Annotated in this window: 22 protein-coding genes; 15 read left to right on the top strand and 7 right to left on the bottom strand. The window is 30.3% G+C overall.

Annotated elements, in window-relative coordinates:
• Nucleotides 1-34: 34 nt before the first annotated feature.
• The 3 genes from QHG34_RS04805 (at nucleotide 35) to QHG34_RS04815 (ending at nucleotide 1,884) form a co-directional block, all read left to right on the top strand.
• Complete coding sequence (locus tag QHG34_RS04805; RefSeq protein ID WP_282629058.1) at nucleotides 35-517, top strand: hypothetical protein; 483 nt, start codon at nucleotides 35-37, stop codon at nucleotides 515-517.
• Nucleotides 492-1,328, top strand: a complete 837-nt coding sequence (locus QHG34_RS04810; RefSeq protein WP_282629059.1) for a tetratricopeptide repeat protein — start codon at nucleotides 492-494, stop codon at nucleotides 1,326-1,328. The genes QHG34_RS04805 and QHG34_RS04810 overlap by 26 nt, the downstream gene beginning before the upstream one ends.
• A 94-nt stretch (nucleotides 1,329-1,422) precedes the next feature.
• Nucleotides 1,423-1,884: a PEGA domain-containing protein gene (locus QHG34_RS04815; RefSeq protein WP_282629060.1), complete on the top strand. Its 462-nt coding sequence runs from the start codon at nucleotides 1,423-1,425 to the stop codon at nucleotides 1,882-1,884.
• 34 nt (nucleotides 1,885-1,918) lie between these two features.
• Here the strand turns inward: QHG34_RS04815 and QHG34_RS04820 are convergent, their stop codons facing one another.
• Together QHG34_RS04820 and QHG34_RS04825 are read right to left on the bottom strand one after the other, a co-directional pair.
• Nucleotides 1,919-2,290, bottom strand: coding sequence for a YchJ family protein (locus QHG34_RS04820; RefSeq protein WP_282629061.1), 372 nt, complete (start codon nucleotides 2,288-2,290; stop codon nucleotides 1,919-1,921).
• Between the two features lie 30 nt (nucleotides 2,291-2,320).
• Nucleotides 2,321-3,043: an RDD family protein gene (locus tag QHG34_RS04825; protein ID WP_282629063.1), complete on the bottom strand. Its 723-nt coding sequence runs from the start codon at nucleotides 3,041-3,043 to the stop codon at nucleotides 2,321-2,323.
• A gap of 29 nt (nucleotides 3,044-3,072) precedes the next feature.
• Between QHG34_RS04825 and QHG34_RS04830 the strand changes: the two genes are divergently transcribed.
• The 6 genes from QHG34_RS04830 (at nucleotide 3,073) to QHG34_RS04855 (ending at nucleotide 8,902) form a co-directional block, all read left to right on the top strand.
• Nucleotides 3,073-4,068, top strand: a complete 996-nt coding sequence (locus QHG34_RS04830) for a stage II sporulation protein M (protein ID WP_282629064.1) — start codon at nucleotides 3,073-3,075, stop codon at nucleotides 4,066-4,068.
• The gene (locus tag QHG34_RS04835; protein WP_282629066.1) at nucleotides 4,055-4,735 is read left to right on the top strand and encodes a hypothetical protein; all 681 of its coding nucleotides are present in this window, start codon (nucleotides 4,055-4,057) and stop codon (nucleotides 4,733-4,735) included. The genes QHG34_RS04830 and QHG34_RS04835 overlap by 14 nt, the downstream gene beginning before the upstream one ends.
• On the top strand, nucleotides 4,735-5,895 hold the full coding sequence (locus tag QHG34_RS04840) for a hypothetical protein (protein WP_282629067.1): 1,161 nt from the start codon (nucleotides 4,735-4,737) through the stop codon (nucleotides 5,893-5,895). The genes QHG34_RS04835 and QHG34_RS04840 overlap by 1 nt, the downstream gene beginning before the upstream one ends.
• Complete coding sequence (locus QHG34_RS04845) at nucleotides 5,895-6,884, top strand: AAA family ATPase (RefSeq protein ID WP_282629068.1); 990 nt, start codon at nucleotides 5,895-5,897, stop codon at nucleotides 6,882-6,884. The genes QHG34_RS04840 and QHG34_RS04845 overlap by 1 nt, the downstream gene beginning before the upstream one ends.
• 134 nt (nucleotides 6,885-7,018) lie before the next feature.
• Nucleotides 7,019-8,212, top strand: coding sequence for a DUF58 domain-containing protein (locus QHG34_RS04850; RefSeq protein ID WP_282629069.1), 1,194 nt, complete (start codon nucleotides 7,019-7,021; stop codon nucleotides 8,210-8,212).
• Nucleotides 8,213-8,287: 75 nt separating this feature from the next.
• Nucleotides 8,288-8,902, top strand: a complete 615-nt coding sequence (locus tag QHG34_RS04855) for an N-acetylmuramoyl-L-alanine amidase family protein (protein WP_282629070.1) — start codon at nucleotides 8,288-8,290, stop codon at nucleotides 8,900-8,902.
• Nucleotides 8,903-8,952: 50 nt separating this feature from the next.
• On the opposite strand, the gene QHG34_RS04860 is transcribed toward QHG34_RS04855, so the two are convergent.
• Complete coding sequence (locus QHG34_RS04860) at nucleotides 8,953-11,349, bottom strand: outer membrane beta-barrel family protein (RefSeq protein WP_282629071.1); 2,397 nt, start codon at nucleotides 11,347-11,349, stop codon at nucleotides 8,953-8,955.
• Between the two features lie 159 nt (nucleotides 11,350-11,508).
• On the opposite strand from QHG34_RS04860, the gene QHG34_RS04865 reads away from it, so the two are divergent.
• The gene (locus tag QHG34_RS04865) at nucleotides 11,509-12,120 is read left to right on the top strand and encodes an N-acetylmuramoyl-L-alanine amidase (RefSeq protein WP_282629072.1); all 612 of its coding nucleotides are present in this window, start codon (nucleotides 11,509-11,511) and stop codon (nucleotides 12,118-12,120) included.
• A gap of 60 nt (nucleotides 12,121-12,180) precedes the next feature.
• Here QHG34_RS04865 and QHG34_RS04870 read toward each other — a convergent pair whose 3' ends face one another.
• Nucleotides 12,181-12,870 (bottom strand): DsbA family oxidoreductase, encoded by a 690-nt coding sequence (locus QHG34_RS04870; RefSeq protein ID WP_282629073.1) that lies wholly within the window; start codon nucleotides 12,868-12,870, stop codon nucleotides 12,181-12,183.
• Nucleotides 12,871-13,102: 232 nt separating this feature from the next.
• Here QHG34_RS04870 and QHG34_RS04875 point away from each other — a divergent pair, with 232 nt between their 5' ends.
• The 4 genes from QHG34_RS04875 to QHG34_RS04890 all read left to right on the top strand — a co-directional run bounded on the left by QHG34_RS04875 (nucleotide 13,103) and on the right by QHG34_RS04890 (nucleotide 17,919).
• Entirely contained in the window at nucleotides 13,103-14,392 is a 1,290-nt protein-coding gene (locus tag QHG34_RS04875) for an adenylosuccinate synthase (RefSeq protein WP_282629074.1), read from the top strand.
• Between the two features lie 55 nt (nucleotides 14,393-14,447).
• The gene (locus QHG34_RS04880; RefSeq protein WP_282629075.1) at nucleotides 14,448-15,302 is read left to right on the top strand and encodes a fructosamine kinase family protein; all 855 of its coding nucleotides are present in this window, start codon (nucleotides 14,448-14,450) and stop codon (nucleotides 15,300-15,302) included.
• A 21-nt stretch (nucleotides 15,303-15,323) separates the two neighbouring features.
• Nucleotides 15,324-16,751 (top strand): adenylosuccinate lyase, encoded by a 1,428-nt coding sequence (gene purB, locus QHG34_RS04885; protein ID WP_282629076.1) that lies wholly within the window; start codon nucleotides 15,324-15,326, stop codon nucleotides 16,749-16,751.
• 97 nt (nucleotides 16,752-16,848) lie between these two features.
• Nucleotides 16,849-17,919 carry an SGNH/GDSL hydrolase family protein gene (locus QHG34_RS04890; RefSeq protein WP_282629077.1) on the top strand — a complete coding sequence of 357 codons (1,071 nt, stop codon included), beginning with the start codon at nucleotides 16,849-16,851 and terminating at the stop codon, nucleotides 17,917-17,919.
• Nucleotide 17,920: 1 nt separating this feature from the next.
• Here QHG34_RS04890 and QHG34_RS04895 read toward each other — a convergent pair whose 3' ends face one another.
• Nucleotides 17,921-18,394, bottom strand: coding sequence for an Mpo1 family 2-hydroxy fatty acid dioxygenase (locus QHG34_RS04895; RefSeq protein ID WP_282629078.1), 474 nt, complete (start codon nucleotides 18,392-18,394; stop codon nucleotides 17,921-17,923).
• Nucleotides 18,395-18,486: 92 nt separating this feature from the next.
• Between QHG34_RS04895 and QHG34_RS04900 the strand changes: the two genes are divergently transcribed.
• Nucleotides 18,487-19,023, top strand: coding sequence for a hypothetical protein (locus QHG34_RS04900; protein WP_282629079.1), 537 nt, complete (start codon nucleotides 18,487-18,489; stop codon nucleotides 19,021-19,023).
• Between the two features lie 94 nt (nucleotides 19,024-19,117).
• Here QHG34_RS04900 and QHG34_RS04905 read toward each other — a convergent pair whose 3' ends face one another.
• Both QHG34_RS04905 and QHG34_RS04910 read right to left on the bottom strand, forming a co-directional pair.
• Nucleotides 19,118-19,825, bottom strand: coding sequence for an SAM-dependent methyltransferase (locus QHG34_RS04905; protein ID WP_282629080.1), 708 nt, complete (start codon nucleotides 19,823-19,825; stop codon nucleotides 19,118-19,120).
• Nucleotides 19,826-19,834: 9 nt separating this feature from the next.
• Nucleotides 19,835-20,281 (bottom strand): low molecular weight protein-tyrosine-phosphatase, encoded by a 447-nt coding sequence (locus tag QHG34_RS04910; RefSeq protein WP_282629081.1) that lies wholly within the window; start codon nucleotides 20,279-20,281, stop codon nucleotides 19,835-19,837.
• Nucleotides 20,282-20,291 lie beyond the last annotated feature (10 nt).

Raw genomic sequence — 20,291 nt, forward strand, 5'->3', positions numbered from 1 at the left:
TTTTTTATGTAAAAATTTATCTATCTTAGACAGAATGAAATACATTAATTATTTTGTCTATTTAACTATTGTTGTAGCTTTAATTCCTATAAGTCTTTTTTACTTTTCTTACAAAACTAAAGTTGGAAGGATTGATAAAAAAGAAATTATAGATCAAGAAACTTCTTTTGAACCTTGTTCCTCTAATATTCATGAATATTATGGCTCAAAAGCTGGCTATAAAACGGAACGCTATGGAATTCGTAAAGTTATTTCGGAACCTATCAATCAATTAAAATTCCCTATTTTTTCTGGAAATATAAATGTCCGATTTGTAATAAATTGTAGAAATGAAATTGGTTATTTCAGAATTAAATCGGTTAACAAAGAATATAAAAAAGTTGAAATCTCTCCTGATTTGCAAAAGAAAATTGTAGCAATTATTCAACAATTAAATGATTGGAACGGCAAGAATGTCAATTCATATTATCAAATTCAAATAAAATTGAAAGATGGAAAAGTTGAAGGCATTTTTTAAGTCAAAAACGTGGCGAATTATTTGGGGAACAATAAAATTATTGATTTTTATACCCATTTTTTGTGTAAGTATTTTAACTATTTATCAATTTTTCTTTTCATCTGTAAAACAAAAATTTGATATTGCAGCCGGACCACAAGGAAGTTACTATTCTGTCTTTATGTTAGATCATTTAGTAAAAACGAATCCTAAAAACGAAAAAATCCTGTGGGAATCTTCTGTTGCATATAATAAAAGAGGAGAAAATGAAGAAGGAATGCGTCGCTTGAAGAAAGTGATAGAGATGAATCCTATTGATTATTTAGGTTATTCTGGATGGATAAAACAAACACGCTTAAAAGATTACGAAAATTCACTAAAAGATTTTCATCGATTGGATAAATTATCAAACGTAGTGGAATATCCTTGGGGCGAAAACATATATTATTTAATGGGCTTGTCTTATCAAGGCTTAGGAAATTATGATTCCGCAATTGTTTATTATGATAAATTTATTGTGTCTGAAAAAAATCCTAATAATATCTATCCAAGAATGTACACGTATCGTGGAAAAATTGAAGCTGATCGAAAAAATTATCCTAAAGCTTTAGATTTTTATAATAAAACAATCAGTTTAGATAAAAATATTGCGGAAGCTTATTATTACAAAGCCGAAACGTATCGACTTATAAATCAAAAAGATTCGGCTAAAATAAATTACAACAAAAGTTTAGATTTGATAAAAAAAGGTTTCAAAGATTCGTATCCTTATGACGAACGATTTTTAGAAATTTATGATACAGAAATCAAAGAAAAATTGAAAAATCAATAATTGTTTTGAGGTTAAAATAATATTTGCATTTGTCGTAAAGTAATATATTTTTGTTTTGAATTTAACACATTCGTGATTATACTAAAAACTTATAATGAAAAAAATTACTACAATCTTATTAGTAGGAGGTTTATTAACTCTTACAAGCTGTGCAACAATTATTTCTGGCTCTAAACAGAAAGTTAGTTTTACAAGTACACCAGCTGAGGCATCTGTTTTTATTAATGAAGAAGAAATTGGTAAAACACCAATCGAAACTAAATTAGCACGAAAAAAAGAATATGACGTAAAAATTGTATTAGAAGGCTATAAGCCTTTTGAGACTAAGATTAAAAAAAAATTCAATGCGTGGTATCTTGGTAATATACTTTTCGGAGGAATTATTGGGTTTATTGTAGATCCTTCTACAGGTGCGATGTTTAAGTTAACATCAGCGCAAATTAATGCTGAAATGGCAGAGGGAACTGCTTTTAAACAAAAAGGAAGTGACGTTTTTATTGCAGTTACATTAAAGATTGATCCTTCTTGGGAAAAAATTGGACAATTAGAAAGATAAATCAAAAAGCCTCTATATCAGAGGCTTTTCTATTTTAATAAAACTCCCCATCCACATAAAACCATTTGCTATTTTCTTGTACAAATGTAGAAAGTTCATCATGCTCGTAGATTTCACCTTGTTTGTCTTGATAATAAGCTCTAAATCTAACTTTATTATCTTTCGCAAAAACAATTTCTAACTTTAACCATTTATTTGATTTTGCCCAATCTTCGATATCACTAAAATCATTATCTTTTTGCGTGGAAGAATGTGTAGTATCAACTAAATATTCAGGCAAAACCATTGCAAAAGCCGTGTAACGAGAACGCATCAACTCTTCAGGAGTTTTTGGAATTTCTTTTTCTGTATGATAAGGTTCGCAACAATTTTCATATACTTTTCCAGAACAACAAGGACAATTCATTTTATTCTTTATTTTTTGCAAAGATACTGTTTACTTGTCTTTGTGATAATGATAATGATCTTGAATCACCACTTGAATAAAATCTATATTACCTAAACCATCACTTTTCACATCCATTATTTCTTCTAATTTTCGAGTTAACTTCAGTAAAATATCATAATTATTAGATTTTAGAGCTGAGGTAAAATTATCTTTTACAATATTAATATCACGATCAGAAAGTTTGTAAACTTCTGGAAAACGAATTTTATACGACTCTGAAACTTCAGCAAAAATAGTTTGAGAAAGATCTAATTTTGGATTAAGATCTATCAAACATGTATTTGCAACTATATCTCCCAAACGCTGACCATTTTTATTTACAATTGAAGTAATTAAAGCAATTAATCCAAAAAACAAGAACAATTCTACAATTCCGACAACCCAACGTAAAAAATAGTCAAAATTATTTGCTCTATTTCCATCCAAACGGACAACACGTATCCTCATTATTAATTTCCCTATCGTTTGACCATTCAATAAAATTTCCAAAATCAAAGGATACAATAAAAAGATAAAAATTACGACACTATCTATTCCATATTCCATCCATTTATCTGTTTGCGGAATAAAACTGGTAAAATAAAAAAGTGCATATAATAAAACCAAACGAATAATCGTATCTATAATATAAGCTAAAACACGTTTACCTATAGAAGCAATATTATATTCAATTTGGACATTTTGTGGTGTATTGACTAAAAGTTTATTCATATATTTGGTTAACTAACAACTACTCTACTATGAGAGAAGCTCATTTTATTGATAAAAATAAGGCGAATTGGTCTGAAATTGAATATAATCTAAAAAATAAATTAAATGTACATCCAGACGTTTTAGCCAATAATTATATTAAAATTACAAATGATTTAGCATTTGCGCAAACCTACTACCCCAAAAGTAAAACCAAAGATTACTTAAACGAACTTGCGCTTTTTGCGCATCAATCTATTTACAAAGATCAACGAACGTCATCTAATCAGTTTGTTACTTTTTTTACGGATGAAGTTCCAAGTGTTGTTTATAAAAACAGAAAATTTTTGTTGTATTCTTTCTTAATTTTTTCGCTAGCAGTTTTAATCGGAGTTTTATCATCACGTTACGATCCAGATTTTACAAGACTTATTTTGGGCGACGATTATGTAAACGAAACATTGGTGAACATCCAAAAAGGAGATCCCGCAGCTATTTACAAAGGTGGTAGCGAAACCGGATCTACATTAGCTATAACAATCAATAATATCAGAGTAGCTTTCTATGCATTTTCACTTGGTTTATTTTTTAGTATTGGTGCTGGATATATCTTATTCTCTAACGGAATCATGTTAGGTGCTTTTCATTATATGTTTTATCAAGAAGGTGTTTTAGGCAAAGCAATGTCCGCTATTTGGATGCACGGAACAATTGAAATTTCTGTTATAATTATTGCTGGGGCATGCGGCTTAATGTTAGGAAATGGTTTTATGTTTCCAGGAACTTTATCCAGAAAAAAATCATTAACAATAAAAGCCAAAGAAGCTGTAATGATATTGGTTTCTACCATTCCGATGTTTATGATTGCAGGATTTATCGAAGGTTTTATCACACGCTTATACGATGTTAATTTATCTATAAGCTTGATTGTAATTGGATTATCAATTATTTTTATTGGATGGTACTACATCTTGTTTCCTTTTATAAAACATCGACAAAAAACTTTTTCGTTTAACCAATCTCTAAAACTAAATGAAAAGGTATAAACTCATTTTTACTCCTTTTTTATTCTTCATACAATTAATTGTTTTCGCACAATCAAAAACAGAAGAATTTAAAGCTTTTAAAGCAAAATATTCTTCAAAAGAATTTGATTATACTGAAGAAATTAAAAAAGTAAAACCAAAGGAAATTCCACCAGAAACGTATGAACCAAATGCATTCACTAATTTTTTGGCAAAGGTACTTCAGTTTTTTGCGAGTCTACCTTGGAGTTTTATTTTCTACACTTTTGTTGCGTTATTTTTAGCGTTTATAGCTTATCGTATTTACAAATATGGAGGAGTTTTTAAAGCGAATTCTAAGAAAATATACGACGAAAGTGATTTTGATTACATTGAAGAAAATCTTGCCGAAGTTAACTTAGATGGATTAATTGCGAAAGCTGAAAATGCTCAAAATTATCCTTTAGCAATTCGCTATTTACATTATCAAAATTTACAAAATTTATATAATCGTAATCACATTGAATGGGATCCTAAAAAGACGAATCAACAATTTATCAATCAAATAAAAGACGAAAATCTAAAACAATTATTTTCGAATAACACTCACGTTTTCAATCAAATTTGGTTCGGAGAATTTAGTGTTGATCTTGACAAATACCATGAATATAAAACAATGTTTAACCAATTAAATCTTTTAATCAAATGATGACGCAAAAAAGATTAGTGAGTTTAGGTTGTTTTATCGTAACAATTTTAATTGCAATTGGATGCAATACGAAAGGAAATTTCCCAAAAAATTGGGAAATTGAATTAAATCAGAATAGTAAAGATCCGTATGGATTATACATCGCGCACGAAGAAATTGGAAATTTATCGAAAGGTAAAGTTCAAGATTTAGAAAAACTAGCTGAAATAAGAGTTAATCCTTCAAAAGCCAGTCAATATGCTGTTGTTGTATTATCAAATGAAACTTACTTTAGTGAAGAAACCAAAAAGGATTTTGATGATTTAGTTAAAAATGGAGGAATTGTGATGATTGCAGATTATCAAGACAATACTGCGGATACAATTTACACCAACACGCTAACTCTTGAAGATGATTTTGAATTAACGACAAATGAAACGTTCAAAATCAGAAAAAAGAAAAGAATTGAGCATCATTATTTTGAAACTTTTGATCATAAATATGAAGTTTTAGGATCAATTCAATACAATGATAGATCATTTCCTAATCTTCTGAAAAATCAACCGAAAAATGCAAAAGGATTTTATCTTTTTCATGCTGAGCCGTTGTATTTTACCAATTATTATTTATTAAATCAAGACAGTTATTTTTACACTAAATCTGTTTTACAACAACTAAAAGGCAGAACAATTATTTGGTATAACCCGCATAAAACTTATGCTTCATCTAACACATCTACAATGCGATTTGTACTGTCTCAACCAGCCTTACAATCAGCTTGGATATTACTTTTAGTATTATTATTTATCTTTTTAATATTCAGAAGTAGACGAGAACAACGCATAATTCCGATCTACGAAAAAGAAGAAAATCATACGGTAGAATTTGCCAAAACAATTTCTGCTTTGTATCATGAAAATGGTGAAGTGAAAGATATTGTCGCAAAAAAAATAGATTACTTTTTATATAAAATCAGAAAAAATTTCTTGATAGAAACGGATAATTTGAACGATAAAAATTTCATCGAAATCGTCGCTCAAAAAGCAAATTATACGCAGGAAGAATGCAGTAAGATTTTTGAAACCTTATATCAAATAAAAAATAAAGAACAACCAACTCAACACGATTTAAAAATTGTGTACCAAATCATAGAAAACTATAAACAAAAAGCAAACATCTAATGAATTACGAGAATACATATCAACCAATCGAAAATCGTTTAGATTTTTCGGATATACAAGTTAAAATGAACGCCATCAAAACTGAGCTAAAGAAAGTTATTGTTGGACAAGATGATGTGATTGATCAACTAATTTTAGCTTTACTTTCGGATGGACATTCGCTGATAGAAGGACTTCCAGGAGTGGCAAAAACAATGATGGCAAAATTATTAGCCAAAACAATTCAGGCAGATTTTAGTCGTATTCAGTTTACACCAGACTTGATGCCATCTGATGTAATCGGAACGTCAATTTTAAATTCAAGAATTAATGAGTTTGAGTTTAAGCAAGGTCCAATTTTCGCAAATATTGTGTTGATTGATGAGATTAATCGATCTCCCGCAAAAACACAAGCTGCTTTGTTTGAGTGTATGTCAGAAAAACAAGTAACCGTAGATGGAACAACTTATCCATTACAACCTCCTTTTTTGGTTTTTGCAACTCAGAATCCAATCGAGCAAGAAGGTACATATCGTTTACCAGAAGCACAGCTGGATCGTTTTATGTTCAAAATTTTGGTTAAATATCCTTCGTTAGAAAATGAAATTATTTTACTAAACGAACAACAAAATAGAAAAAACATCAACAAAGAAACTTTGGTTGAAAAAGTTTTAAGTGGAAAAGAAATTGTTGTTTTTCAGGAACGTATAAAATCAATTTTTGTACACGAAAGTTTACTACAATATATCGCAACAATTGTACATCAAACCCGAATAGACAATGCGTTGTACATGGGAGCTTCTCCTCGTGCATCGATTGCAATTTTGGATGCGGCTAAATCAAATGCAGCAATAAATGGTCGTGATTTTGTAATTCCGGAAGATATCAAACAAGTTGCCTATGCAATTTTAGGACATCGTGTTGTCATGGTTCCGGAAAAGGAAATGGAAGGTTTCACTGCACATCATATTATTCAGCAAATTATTGACCGTGTAGAAATTCCTCGTTAATGAAATTTTTTACAAGCATATTTTTTAGCAATCGCTTTTTTTATGTCGGTTTATTCATTGCATTTTGCTTTGTAATAGGATTTTTTATGCAACCTATTCTCTATGTTGCAAAACTCCTATTACTAGCATATATTGTGATAATACTTTTAGATTTTTTCTTGATTTACTTACCAAAAACATCTGTTTTTGTAACGAGAAATTATCCTGAACGTTTCTCTAATGGTGACGAAAACAATATGCAACTTTTGGTTGAAAATAAATATCAATTTCCGTTATATATCAGAGTAATTGATGAATTTCCGGTTCAATTTCAATTGAGAGAATTACAGTTCAAAAATCATTTTAAATCTTCTCAAAAAAAGAAATATGATTTTGCTGTAAAACCTACAGAAAGAGGCGCATACAAATTTGGTGACGTCAATATCTTTATCTCCTTTTTTGGTTTAGTTGAACGCAGAATCAAACAAATCAATAGATTAGAAATCGCTTGTTATCCGTCTTATTTACAACTCAAACAATTTCAGTTGTATTCTACAGCGCAACATCAAAATCAATTTGGGATGAAACGTATCCGAAAAATTGGGACCAATACGGAATTCGAAAACATCAAAAACTATACTATTGGTGACGAATATCGATTAATCAATTGGAAAGCAACAGCGAAAGCCAATCGCTTAATGGTCAATCAATTTCAGGAAGAAAAATCTCAACCCGTTTATTCGGTTATTGATTTGGGACGAACAATGCGAATGCCTTTTGATGGTTTAAAACTATTAGATTATTCAATCAATTCGAGTTTGGTTGTAGCGAATATTTCAATTCAGAAAAATGAAAAAGCAGGATTAATTACCTTCAATAAAACAATTCAAGATCACGTAGTTGCAGACAAAAAAAATCATCAAATGCAATTGATTTTGGAAAAATTGTATAATGTAGAAACAAATTTCTTAGAAAGTGATTTTGGTAAACTATACGCCTATATCAAACGAAAATTAACGCAACGATCTTTACTTTTTATCTATACAAACTTTGAAACAATAGATGGTTTGGAGCGTCAGTTACCTTATCTCAAATTGATCAAAAAATCGCATGTGGTGGTTTTAATTTTGTTTAAAAATTCTGAATTAAATAAATTAACCAATCAAAAAGCCCAAACAACAACAGATATTTATGATCAAACTATTGCCGAAAAATTCAATTTTGATAAAGAACTAATCATTAATCGATTACACCAATTTGGTATTTTGACTATTTATTGTGAGCCAAAAGAATTATCTATTCATTTAATTAATAAATATTTAGAAATAAAAGCGAGAGGAATTTTTTAATTTTTAGAAAATTTTAACCATTCACTTTCAAAAAAAGTATAATTATTGAGTATTTTGGAAAAAACGAAACCACTCATGAAAAAAATTATTCAACTGTTTTGTATTTTACTTACAACAGTTCTTTTTGCTCAAACAAACTTTACTGAACCAACAGCCACAAAAAAACGTACAATTGTTTTGGATGCTGGACATGGTGGGGCAGATACAGGTGTAAAGAAAGATGAATTTCAGGAAAAAGATATTGTTTTAAAAATTGCAAACACTATAAAAGAACGTAATCCATATCAGGATATTGATTTTGTTTTTTTACGCACTGGTGATGAGCAAATTATCAATACAAATCGTGCAAAATTGATTAATGAAATAAAACCTGATTTGGTATTATCGTTACATGCAAATTATGATGTAAAAGATTCTAAAAAAGGAACTGAAATACATGTTTCTCCAATGAATCCATTTTTTGAGCAAGCAAAAACTTTAGGAGTAGAAATTGGAAAAAACGTAAGCTCATTAGGTTTTGATAATTTAGGAATAATTGAAACAAATTCTAAAGTATTAAGAGATGCTCAAGCTCCTACAATTATGATTGAAATTGGTTATTTGACGAATGATCATGATCGAAAATATCTAACCAACGAAGCGAATTATGCTAAAATAGCTGATAAAATATTAGAGGTTTTAAAAAAATAAAAAAAAGGGTTAAACTAAATTTAGTTTAACCCTTTTTGATAATGAATTATTTAATTTCCTCCACTCCTATTCGCTTCTTCAGCATTAGAAGTTTGACGCTTATTTACACTAATTTTTGAGTTTCCGAATTTGTACGAAACCGAAAAACGTATCGATTGCGAATCGTAATATTGTTTAAATGATTGTGGAATATTTTGAACGTTTGTAGTAATAGTACTCATATCTGTTTTGAAAATATCATACGCCATCAACGATAAAGTCAGCTTCTTATCTAATACTAAATACTTAAAACCAATATCCAATGAAGAACTTGAAGTATAATTAAACTCTCTGTTTTTCCCTTTTGGCGCATAATAATAATTTACCTGAGCTGTAAGTGTTTTCTTCGTGTTTAAATTTAAATTATTATAGACTGAAAAATTTGATCCATTACCTGTATATTCTTTATCTAAAACATCAATTTCATTGATTGATTTATTATAGCTCAAACTAAATTCTAAGTTAGATTCCCTCCATTTTGTTGGTTTTACTGTAGATGACAAAACGATTCCATAAGAAGACATTTTAAAATAGTTTAACCTTTTAAATACTTGATTTTGTGTCAACTCTCCATCCAATTCTTCTTCGCCGTGAAAGGCTATTTGCCCAAAACCATCTTGCATATTTTGATAATAAACCTTTGCTTGAATATAATCTTTGAAACCATAACTTAACTCAACATTATACACAAAAGATGGTTGAATAAAAGGATTTCCTTCTGTATAAGAAATTGGATTACTGTACCATTTATTAGGATTCAATTCCCAAAATGAAGGACGTTGAATTCGTCTGCCAAAATTAAGATTAAACGAATGATTTTCTTTCGGTTGATATTGGACATAAAATGTCGGAAATAGCTTGAAATATTCTTTCTCTGTAACCGAATTTGTAGTTAATGAATTTGCTTTAGACTGTGTGTATTCTCCTCTTAATCCAATTTTAGTAGACCATTTATCGGATAGCTTTCGTTGATAAGAAACATACAAACTTTCTACATTTTCGGTATATTTAAAGTGGTCGTCTTGCGTCATTAAATCAACATTAGTTGCAAGATCTGTAAAATTTGAATTTAATTGATAATCTGATTTAGTAGAACTTACTTTTGATCCAAACTCCCACGTTCCTTTCTTAAACGGAAAATAAAAATCTACTTTACCAGAAGCATTTTCAATATCCTTATTATTTAGATTATTAGCTAAAATTGTTTTACGATCTTTATTAAAATACATATCCGAAATAAAATCATTTCCATTATTTCCTTTGTTAGACATATAATCTAAGTCTACCGAAAACTTTTTACCAACAGAATCAAACTTGTGATTATAGTTAACATTCATATTGTAATAATCGCCATCTCCTTTTACACGAGAATTAGTCGAAAAATCTTTTACAATTTGCCCATTTTGATTACTAATTGTTCTTGTTTTTTCTCTACTTCCATTATAATTGTGTCCTCCATTAAATTGAATACCAATTGTATTATAATCATTTATCTTGTAACTTAAAGTAGTTAAAGCAGATAAGCCACGATATATTTTTTTATTACTCATCTTCTGACTCCAATGCTCTGAAGGATAATAATAATTCATATCATTTGTATAAATATTACTTCCTGTATAATGAGATAAATCTACCAAAGCAGAAAACTTATCTTTAGAGTAAGAAAAATTAATACCATTATTCAATTGTCCATAAAAACCTTGAGTATAAGAACTTCTTAAGGTTGTACTCCAAGCATTTTCTTTAGCTTCTTTTAATACGATATTGATTAAACCACTATTTCCTTCTGCCTCATACTTTGCAGGAGGATTAGTAATCACTTCAATTTTTTTAATATTAGCAGACGGAATACTTTTTAAATAATTGGTTAAATCTTCTCCACTCATCTGAACAATTCTATCGTTTATCAAAACATTGACACTATTTTTTCCAACAATAGAGATTTGATCGTTCTTTATCTTTACAGAAGGTGTATTTTTTAACGCTTCCAATGCATCACCACCGATTGCTGCAATGGAATTTTCGACATTAAAAACTAAGCGATCTATTTGTCTTTCGTATGTTTTTGCTTTTCCTTGTACTACAACTTCTTTCAAATTCTGTTGTTGACTTACAATTTTCAAAACTCCCAAATCCAAATTATTATCAACAGAAATTTTACGTTGCTCTAATAATTTTCCCATCTCTTCAATTAGTAATTCAAAATCACCATGAGTAGAATTCAAAGTAAAAGTTCCATCCGAATTTGTTGAATAAGAATCAATAATAGTATCATTCTGAATAATTGTAACATCTAAAAATTCTACAGCCTGATTATCTTGATTGACAATTTTTCCTATTATAGAATATTGAGCTGACAAAAAACTTTGAAGAATAAATAATGTAATAATAGTTGCGTAAAGTCTCATTTGTGTTAATTCGTTTATATTAGAGACGCATCGACATTAGAAATGTTACATTGTATTAATGAAAAAAAAACTTAAAAGAACCTTGTTAATTAAATCATAAATAAGAAAATCTATATACAATCCTGATTTATTATTGCGTTATTAGTTAAAATTAACAATATGAAAAAAAGTATTTATTTCGTTGCTATAGCAGCTTTTGGATTATTTTCAACAAATGTTATGGCGCAAAATTCTACCAAAACATTTGTAATAGATGCTGGACATGGCGGCTTTGATAAAGGTTCAAACAATGGAAATATTGTAGAAAGTGAATATTCTTTAGAGTTAGCTCAAAAAATTCAGCAATTAGCTAAAAAGAAAAATATCAATGTTATTTTGATAAGAGATGGAAATGATCATTTAGATTTACAAACTCGTGTTGATAAAATGCATGAATTGAATCCTGAATTAGTTATCTCTTTGCATTTGAATAGCTCTGCGAATAAGGAACTAAAAGGATCTGAAGTTTTTATCAATAAAGATAATACTGATGCTCATACAGAGAAAATTGGAGCTGAATTAGCACAATTAGTAAGTATGAATTCTATCGAAAACAGAGGATTGAAAAAAGCTAATTTCAAAATTTTGAGAGATTCTAAAAAGCCAACTTTTTTAATTGAATTAGGTTTTGCAAGCAATCTTGCAGATGCTGAAACTTTAAAAAGTACTCATCACAAAAATCAATTGGCAGAAAAAATTGTCCAATTCTTAGAAAATTATCAATCGATATAATACAGAACAAAAAAAGGACTTCAAATTGAAGTCCTTTTTTATATTTATTTGCAAATTGCTTTAATCACAATTTCCGCCAACATCACAAGAAGCCCCATTTTGAGATTGATCCAAATGATCTTTTTCGTAAGCTTGCGTCAAAGCAGAAACAAAATACTCGACTGGTTGAGCACCAGAAAGTGCATATTTACGGTCAATTACGAAAAACGGAACGCCAGAAACACCAATATTACGTGCATCTAAAATATCCGAAGCAACTTCAAAAACATTTGCATCAGAATTTAGCATTTCAAGAACTTCGGTTTTATTCAAACCAATATCATCTCCTAATTCAGCTAAAACTTCATAATCAGCCACATTTTCACCTTCTGTAAAATATGCTTTAAATAGTCTTTCCTCTGCTTCTGAACCTTTCCCATTTGCTTGCGCAAAATGAATCAATCGATGTGCATCACCTGTATTAACAACTTTAGAATTTTGTTGTTGAAAATCAATCCCAACAGCTTTTCCCATTTCAGCTAACTGATTATTCATTGCAGAAACTTGTTCTTCCGAAATTCCCTTGGCTTCGATTAAATAATCATTAACAGAAATAATTTCAGTTTTAGATAAATCAGGATTTAACTGAAAACTCTTCCATTCAACTTCAATATTATCTTTGTAAGGAATTTGCTCTAAGGCTTGTTCAAAATGTTTTTTTCCGATATAACAGAACGGACACATTACATCCGACCATATTTCAATTTTCATTGATAGAAATTTTTGGTGTAAAAGTTTGTAAAAATACGCTTTTTATTTGAATGAATTCGGTTATTTTTCAGTTAATTTAAACTTTAAAAATTATTAACAAAATCTTGAAAAATAATCAGTCAAAAACGAATTTAAAATTTGTTTAACAAGTGGTTTAAATTACCTTTGCAGTGAACCAAGAAAAGATGAATAGTTTCATTTTTATTCCAAATCAAATAACGAACAAAACAATATGTCAACACACGTAGTAGTCGGTCTTCAATGGGGTGACGAGGGAAAAGGAAAAATCACAGATGTTTTAGCTGAAAAAGCTGATTATGTTGTACGTTACCAAGGTGGTAATAACGCTGGTCATACAGTTTATGTAGGCGATGACAAATTTGTGCTTCACTTATTACCTTCTGGGGTTTTACAATGTAAAGGAAAGTGTATTATTGCGAATGGTGTCGTAGTAGATCCAAAAGCTTTTTTTACTGAAATAGAAGAATTAGAATCAAAAGGTCAAACAACAGATCACGTTTTTATTTCGAAAAGAGCGCACATCATTATGCCTTACCACATCTTATTAGATGAGTATCGTGAGGAATTTGCAGGAAAAGAAGGTCAAATTGGAACAACAAAACGCGGAATTGGTCCTTGTTATGAGGATAAAGTAGCTCGTGTTGGTATCCGTGCAATCGATTTATTAAACCCTGAGATTTTAGCAGAAAAAATCAAAGAAAATTTAGTGGTTAAAAATGCTTTATTCGAAAAATTATTTGATAAAGAGCCATTAAAATTTGAAGATATTTACGAAAAATATTTAGCTTACGGTGAGCGTTTGAAAGAGCGTATCTTGGATTCTGAATTAGAAATCAATCAAGCAATTGACGAAGGAAAAAATGTATTATTCGAAGGTGCGCAAGCATTAATGTTAGACATCGATTTTGGTACATATCCATTCGTTACATCATCTTCTCCTACAACTGGTGGAGTTTGTGTTGGTGCTGGAGTTCCTCCTACAAAATTGAAAAATTTAATCGGAGTTTCTAAAGCATATTGTACACGCGTTGGTAATGGTCCTTTCCCTACAGAATTGGACAACGAATTAGGAGAACAAATTCGTCAAGTTGGTCACGAATTCGGAGCTTCAACAGGTCGTCCACGCCGTACAGGTTGGTTAGATTTAGTTGCTTTGAAACACGCTTGTATGATTAATGGTATTACACATTTAGTGATTACTAAATTAGATGTAATGTCAAATATTGATACAGTAAAAGTTTGTACTGGTTACAAAACAGAGGATGGAAAAATCATTGATTACTTTACTTCTTCTACAACAAAATTATCACAATACGAAGCGCAATACGACGAATTACCAGGATGGCAAGAAGATATTACAAACGTAAAATCTTTTGATGAGTTACCGCAAACTGCGCAAGACTACATCCACTATATTGAGAAATACTTAGGAATCGAAGTTTACTTAGTTTCGGTTGGACCAGAGCGTTCTCAAAACATTATTAGAACAACTTTATTTTAATAAATTTAGCTATAGCCTAACGAATTGTTAGGCTATAACTTTGTGAGATATTTTTATGAACGAAATTTTAGAACGATTAAAACAATTAGACTTAGGTATCGAAACGATTGTTCCTATCAAAGGAGGCGATATAAATGATGCATTTCGACTTGAATCGTTCAATAAAAAATATTTTTTAAAAGTTAATTCTGCAAACAATTTCCCTCATCTTTTTAAAAAAGAAGCAAGAGCTTTAGATGCATTAAAAAAAACGAAAACTTTTAATGTACCAAAAGTTATAAACGTTGGTGAAGCTGGTAATGATTTTCAGTATCTATTATTGGACTGGATCGAAACTTCAAATCCAACTGTTGTCAATTGGGAAAATTTAGGTCGAAATTTAGCTAAGTTGCATCAAAACACAAATCCTCAATTTGGTTGGCTAGAAGATAATTATATCGCAATAGTACTTCAACCAAATAAATTTGCAGATTCTTGGAGTAGTTTCTATACAGATAATCGCATCATGCCTATGATGAAATTACTGCAAAACAAACAATTAATTACATCCAAACAAATAAAATCCGCAGAGAATCTTTGTAAACAATTAAACGATATTTTTCCCGAAGAAAAACCTGCATTAATACATGGTGATTTTTGGAACGGAAATATTTTAGCCAATAAAAAAGGAGAATTTACTATAATTGATCCTGCTACTTATTATGGACATCGTGAAATGGATTTAGCAATAGCTAAACTTTTTGGTGGTTTTGATGAAGCTTTTTTTGAAGCTTATCAAGAAAGTTTTCCATTAGCCCCAAATTGCAACGAACGTCTACCTATTGCTCAATTATTCCCTTTGCTTATACATGCCTATCTTTACGAAGGTTATTATGTGAAAGATGTGCAAACCATTTTGAAAAAATTTTAAAAACAAAACAAACAAAATACAATGAACAAGTATCAAAATCCTTTAGAATCGAGATATTGTAGCGACGAAATGCTATATATCTTTTCTCCTGAAAAAAAATTCACAACTTGGAGACAACTTTGGATTGCTTTGGCAGAAATAGAAAAGGAACTTGGATTGGATATTACCGACGAACAAATTCAAGAGTTAAAAGATAACGCAACCAACATTGATTATGATGTAGCTGCGGCTTACGAAAAGAAATTTCGTCACGATGTAATGGCTCACGTACACGCATACGGAGACGTTGCACCAAGCGCAAAAGCGATTATTCACTTAGGAGCCACTTCTGCTTTTGTTGGCGATAACACAGATTTAATTCAGATTCGTGATGGATTTCAACATATCAAAGGACAATTAATCAATGTAATTGATGGCTTAGGAAAATTTGCACGTCAATACAAAGATTTACCAACTTTAGGATTTACACATTTCCAACCAGCACAATTAACAACAGTTGGAAAACGTGCAACACTTTGGTTACAATCTGTTTTATTAGATTTAGAAGAATTAGAATTCAGAATAGATACTTTACGTTTTCGTGGAGTAAAAGGAACTACTGGTACAGCAGCTTCTTTCAAAGAATTATTTGATGGAGATTACCAAAAAGTAAAAACTTTAGACAAAAAATTATCTGAACGTTTCGGATTCAAAAATGTATTTGCCGTTTCAGGACAAACTTATGATCGTAAAGTTGATGCACAAGCGTTAGAGTTATTATCAAACATTGCACAATCTGCTCATAAGTTTACGAACGACTTACGTTTATTACAAAATTTAAAAGAAATTGAAGAACCTTTTGAAAAAAATCAAATTGGATCTTCTGCAATGGCATATAAGCGCAACCCAATGCGTTCTGAGCGTATCGCTTCATTAGCGAAGTACGTAATGTCTTTAGCTTCATCTCCTGCAATGGTAGCGGCAACACAATGGTTCGAAAGAACGTTAGACGATTCTGCTAACAAACGTTTAGCAATTCCGCAAGCTTTCTTAGCAATTGATGCAATTTTAATCATTTGGAACAATATTTTAGATGGTTTAGTCGTTTATCCTAAAATCATCGAGAAGCATATCGCGGAAGAATTACCATTTATGGCAACTGAATATATCATTATGGAAGGTGTTAAAAATGGTGGAGATCGTCAAGAATTACACGAAATTATTCGTACTCATTCTATGGAAGCTGCAAGACAAGTGAAAATGGAAGGAAAAGCAAACGATTTGATAGAGCGTATTATTGCTGATGATAACGTGAAGATTGATAAAGAAAAATTAGTCGAATTATTAGATCCGAAAAACTTTACAGGATTTGCTTCTGAACAAACAGAAGAATTCTTAAAAGATTTAATAGATCCAATTATCGCAGAAAATAAAGAGCTTTTAGGTGCTCATACAGACCTAAAAGTGTAATCGCGCTTAAGATTAACAAATACACATGAAACGAAAAAAGACTTCCGAATTTGGAAGTCTTTTTTTAATTTTACTCACAAATCAAACCTATTTTATAATGAAAAAAGCGACCCTTTTTATTCTTCTATTTTGTTCCGTTCATCTTTTTGCACAACAATTAAAATACATTACAGATAAAAACTTTACTGTACAAGGAAAAGCATTTAACAATGCTCCTTTTTATCACAGAATTGATACACAAAAGTATACCAAACTTCCTACAAAAGTTAAAGAGCTTTTAACAGCTCCCGCTGGTTTGTATGTCGCGTTTAAATCAAATACGTCGCAAATAAAACTGGATTGGACAACTCGTTCTACTTATTTGGGCGCAAATACAACTGGAATCATGGCGCGTGGATTAGATTTGTATATCAAAGAAAACGGAAAGTGGATTTTTGCAGGTGCGGCTTTACCAAATCAGCAAAATATCAAAAGCGAATATGATATTGTCAAGAATCTGACAAAGACAGAAAAGGAATTCATGCTTTATTTGCCACTTTGGAACGAAATTACAGACTTAAAGATCGGAATTGATGCATCTGCTAATTTTACAAATCAACCGATTGCATATAAAAAGAAAATCGTGGTTTACGGTTCGAGTATTGTTCAAGGTGCATCAGCAAGTCGTCCCGGAATGAATTATCCATCAATTTTAACACGAAAAACGGGTTACGAATTTATCAATCTTGGTTTAAGTGGAAATGCAAAAATTGAAATTGAATTAGCTGAAATGATCAAAGATATTCAGGGAGTTGATTTGTTTATCTTAGATTGTGTTCCGAATAGCTCTGCAGATGAAATTAACGCAAGAACAGTTCCTTTTGTAAAATTACTCCGAAAATATCATCCAAAAACACCAATCTTGATGGTAGAAAGTATTATTCGACCAATGAGTAAATTTGATCAAGTTTCTCATGAAAATGTTACAAAACAAAATCAAGCGTACCGAAATCAATACGATGCATTAATAAAACAAGGAGAAAAGAATCTCTATCTACTGAAAGGTGATCATTTAATTGGATCTGATAACGAAGGTTCAACAGACGGAACTCATCCAAATGATTTAGGTTTTGATCGACTTTCTACAGCAATTGAGAGAAAAGTGAATGAGATTTTGAGTAAGAAATAGATTAATACTTTATACCAACTTTTCTCAAAATAAAACCTAACAACCAAATAGGTCCAACTAACAAAAATTGTAAATCTTTGAGAAAACTTGGTTTCTTCCCTTCTATTTTATGACCAATAAATTGCAGAATCCACGTGATAATAAATACAACCAAATAAACTATCCAAGATTTTGTACCAATTTGCATATTACACAACGAAATAAAATATTCCATAATCAACATCAAAAAAATCATGATTAGACCAACAACAACTGATAATCTAAAATAAAATATTGAAACAATAACCAATGCAATAATTGAAGCTATACTGATATAACCAAAGTTCTGAACATACAAATGTGGCGTTGGAATGTAGGAAACAAAACCAAGAATCGTCCAAAAGATTAAGGGAACACAAATCCAATGAATGGTTTTGTTTGTCCCATTTTGATGACTTTCTCCATATTCACTAAAAAGTTGTTCTATTTTTCTCATTTTAGTTGATTTTATCTTAAATATATTTTGAATCTAAGTAATAAATGAAAATAGATAATTATATTCTATATTTTTATAAAAATAATGACACAATGAATAATCAAGATACATTTCATTTTATTGATAAAATCATATCTCAAAAAAATCATTTCGATAATTGGTTAAAATACTTATTACATATTAATATTGAACTTAATGAAGAATATAATTCTATATATCAACAAGCATTTTATGTTAAATTATATGAAATGTTAACAAATGGTTTGATTTACGCAGAACAAATAGTTGAAATTTTACATAAAACTCAAAATGATAATTTATTAAATTGGTATCAAATTATTGTTAATGATCTAACCTATATAAAAACTCAAATCTCTGAAAAAGAATTAGCTTTAATAGAATACAAAAGACATCGTGCTTGTCATATTTTTGCAAACGCTTATGAAATTCAAATTACAAAAAAATATGAAATAAAACGTCCAGATAGATTTTATAAATGGGATGATTTTACTGATTTATTGATTGAACATGGCTCTGAAAAGGAAATTGACAAATACTTATTTAAAAAAATAAGTATTCTACTTTCAGAAATGCAAGAAAAATTAGAAAATAATCGTATTCAACAATAAAGAAAGCCAACATCTAGATGTTGGCTTTCTCGTATACTTTGGAGCAACCACTCGCGAAAAGAAACACGAAGTGTTGATCTATATTATATTTTTTTTAAGCTTGCATGACAAAAATTGCGGGACGTTTGTGAAAATCATACTTTTCATTTTTCCACTCTTTAATCGATAACGTGCGGATATCTTCGTCCTCTAATGTAATGTGACACGCAACACAAATTTTGGTTTCGGCACGAAGAATTTTCGTTAAATCGTCTACCATTTGATTGTTACGGTACGGCGTTTCCATAAAAATTTGAGCAATTCCGGTTTTCGCACTTTCAGCTTCTAAATGCGCCAATTTCTTTTTACGTTCCGTTTTATCAATTGGTAAATAACCGTGAAAAGCAAAGTTTTGACCATTCATTCCAGAAGCCATTAACGCCAACAAAATAGACGATGGACCAACCAAAGGGACAACCTGAATGCGTTTCTGTTGCGCAACTTTTACCAATTGTGCTCCTGGATCTGCAACTGCAGGCAAACCAGCTTCGGAAATAATTCCCAAGGTTTTATTTTGATCTAATAATTTGATCAAATCTAACATTTCTTCTGGCTCTGTATCTTTGTTTAGAATGTAAATATCTAAATCGGCTTGAACTTTTTCGGGGCAAACTTGTTTGATAAATTTACGTGCAGATTTTTCATTTTCTACCACAAATGTATCAATTGCTCTAATAACGTCAAGATTGTATAAAGGCAATACTCTACTGTGTTCGCTTTCACCTAAAAGTGAAGGAATCAAATAAACTTTAGCCGTTTTCATTGTATAATTTTAAAGATTGTATTTTTTGATGATTCCGTCTGTGGCTTCATCTAATAATTGATAAACATACTCGAAAGCATCTTCACCATCGTAGTAAGGATCAGGCACATTTTGCGTTTGCCCTATTCCATCTTTCAAAATCAATTTGATTTTACTTTGCTCTTCTTCGCTTCGAGCCAATTTTTGCAAATCGATTAAATTTTGTTCATCCATTGCAAAGATTATATCAAACTCATCGAAAAAAATTGGATTGAAATGCATGGCACGTTGATCAGAAATATCAACACCGTGTTTTTTAGCAACTGCAACCGAGCGTCTATCTGGTTGTTCACCAACATGCCAATCACCTGTACCAGCAGAATCTACCAAATGATTGTCGCCAACCTTTGCTTGTAAAATTCCTTCTGCCAACGGAGAACGACAAATATTACCTAAACAAACCATCAAAATTTTCATTGAAAAAATA

The sequence above is a fragment of the Empedobacter sedimenti genome (assembly GCF_030005555.1).
Taxonomy (GTDB): domain Bacteria; phylum Bacteroidota; class Bacteroidia; order Flavobacteriales; family Weeksellaceae; genus Empedobacter; species Empedobacter sedimenti.